The organism is Streptomyces sp. NPDC051740, assembly GCF_044453165.1.
GTDB lineage: Bacteria > Actinomycetota > Actinomycetes > Streptomycetales > Streptomycetaceae > Streptomyces > Streptomyces atrovirens.
Genome location: NZ_JBITCL010000054.1, coordinates 1 through 2708 on the forward strand (window position 1 = coordinate 1; position 2708 = coordinate 2708).

A 2708-nucleotide genomic window follows, 5' to 3' on the forward strand; every position below is an offset into this window, starting at 1 on the left:
GAGCTTGATGGGGAAGTTCGAGAATCCTCAATCGCACATCGTCATCACCTCCGACCATCTCCAGCAGATCGCAGACGTACTGACCCCCTACCTTCACCCCGGCGTCAGCACGCGTCGGGAGCAGGTCACTGCCGACGGCAGTGACCTGGACGACGAGTTGGCATCGTCCGATGCGATGCCGGCAGTGTCGTACGGGCAGGCTGGTACGCCATTGCTGATCCAACCCACCGCTGGGCGTTCGGGTCTTCCAGCGGCGAGAGGCGTGGACTTCGAAGGGCAAGGGGGCGAGGTCGAGTCTTCGAGTGTGCAGGGTGAGTACGCTTGGTCGGATTCGGGTGGGTCGGCTCAGCGGTTGGTCGAGGCCCTTGACGCGTGGCGGCCTTCGGACACGGAGTCTGACGTGGAGTCGGTTGCAGCGTTCGATGGTGCTTCGGTCGGTTCCGGGGTCTTGGATGCGTCGTCGAGTCTGTCGAAGCCGCCGAGTCTGACGATGTCGTGGGCTGATGAGTCCCCGATGTGGGATGTGATGCCTGAGGTGGGGGCGGCGCCTCTGGTTCGTGACCCCTGGTGGAAGGTGCTCAGTTGGGGTGAGCGCGTGGTTCGGAACACGCTGGAGGGTTGGTGGCTCGGCCTTCGCGGGCCAGGCCGCGTGCCGGCCTCTGGGGAGGAGCATCCGGCTGCCCATGAACTCCTCCACGGATTCGGTGTCCGTGACGACGATGCCCCGCCGCAGGCCCTGCTCACGCCTGGCGGGCGTAACACGCAGGTGCTCTCTGCGGGTGAATCGAGCCTGATGGGCGAATTCGTGATCTTGGACACGGAGTCTGACGTGGAGTCGGTTGCACTGTTGAAGTCGTCGAGGTCGTCGGCTGGTGGATCCCCGTCGTTGCAGGTGCTGGAGGTGGGGGCGGCGCCTCTGGTTCGTGACTCCGGGTGGAAGATGCCCAGCTGGGGTAGGAACGTGGTCCGGAACAAGGTGATGGGTTGGCTCGGCCTTCGCGGGCCAGGCCGCGTGTCGGCCTCTGGGGAGGAGCCGGGCCAGGGTGTGGCGGTGCCTGCTGCGGGGCGTCTGGCCGAGTCCGGTGAAGTGGTGCCGTCGGCGGATTCCCCGTCGGCTGGGACGTCACAGGCCCCTCAACCCACCAGCGTGGATCCGGCGCTGGCGAGACGCAGTTTCGAGTCGGGTGAGCTTGCCCATTCGGTTGCGTCCGGCGGCGGCGGTCGCTTTGATCACCCGTCGGCTTCGAGTGAGCGTGATCAGACTGAGCAGACCCGCCGTGTTCCGACGGAGCCGCATGGCGCGGATGTCCGGAGTGGTACGGGGCGTGCCGCCAGTGAGAGCGGAGAGGGTATCGGTGATGCCCTCACGGGGAGTGGGGGGGCCGTAGGCGCCGATGTGAACCAGGTGTCGCCCGCCGACGTCACCGCCGGCGCTGCCAGTCCTGCACGCAGTGTCCGTGGCCATCAGGAACCCTTGGCGGCTGGTGGTGGCACCTTGCCAGGGCAGAACCCGAACCAGACCGCAGCCGAGGAAGATCTTAGCGCGAAGATCGCAGATCTGCTGCGCTCTCCGGCTGTGCTGGAGGTCCCGGTGGAGCTCAGCGATCTGCAGGCGGCGAAGCTTCCGATCTCACAGGGAGACCGCGCTATGTGGGTACTTCAATCAACATGGCCGTTGGGGGCATTCGAACCGGCGCAACGCCAAGCCATGCTCGCCAGCAGTCCCAGGCTCTTCCGAGAGGCGGAGCGGAGATTTTCAGGCGGAACCGAGGAGCCGGAGGAGTCTTCCGGACAGGGTCCCCGGACCGATGCTGAGGGGAGTGCTGAGCACCGTCTACAGGGTTCCGTCAATGATGCTCGGCCGGTCATGGAGTCCGGCACACCGCCCGCGGGTGACTTCCGCGGAAGCCTCGACAGCTTGCCTGAGATTTCGAGTGTGTCTGGTGCGACCGATACGGACCCGGACGAACTGGCGGGGAAGCCGATTCTCCAAGTGGCGGATGAGCTACGTGTGTCGCTCGCGGATTCGATCTCGGAGTCGGACTTCGATGATCTGCGTGATGGGAGGGCGTTGGATCGTTGGGGTTCGGAGTCTTCGGCTGAGTTGAGTGAGTTGAGTGGGTCGGATGCGGACACTGATCTGGATTCGTTGGCGTCGGATGCGGACACTGATCTGGATTCGTTGGCGGGGGCGGGGTTGGAGTTTGGATCGGACTCGTCGGATGAACTGTCGTTGTCCGGGTCGCGTGTGTCGCTTGAGGATCCGGTCTTCGTGTTTGACTTCGATGCTCTGCGTGATGGGAGGGATCGTTGGGGTTCGGAGTCTTCGGCTGAGTTGAGTGAGTTGAGTGGGTCGCGTGTGTCGCTTGAGGATCCGGTCTTCGTGTTTGACTTCGATGCTCTGCGTGATGGGAGGGATCGTTGGGGTTCGGAGTTTTCGGCTGAGTTGAGTGAGTTGAGTGGGTCGCGTGTGTCGCTCGCGGATTCGATCTCGGAGTCTGACTTCGATGCTCTGCGTGATGGGAGGGATCGTTGGGGTTCGGAGTCTTCGGCTGAGTTGAGTGAGTTGAGTGGGTCGGATGGGTCGGACACTGATCTGGATTCGACGGCGGGGTGAACCGTTCCGGGTTCGGTAGAGATCTCAGATGTTGGGTGTGACCTGGGGTTTCGTGGTTGCGAGGTAGTGGTTGTTCTCGTATTCGACCGGC

At 63.8% G+C, this 2708-nt stretch carries 1 pseudogene; it reads left to right on the forward strand.

The features are described 5' to 3' along the window. Nucleotides 1-2617, forward strand: a pseudogene (locus ACIA6T_RS35555) (hypothetical protein); the annotation flags it as partial. Nucleotides 2618-2708 lie beyond the last annotated feature (91 nt).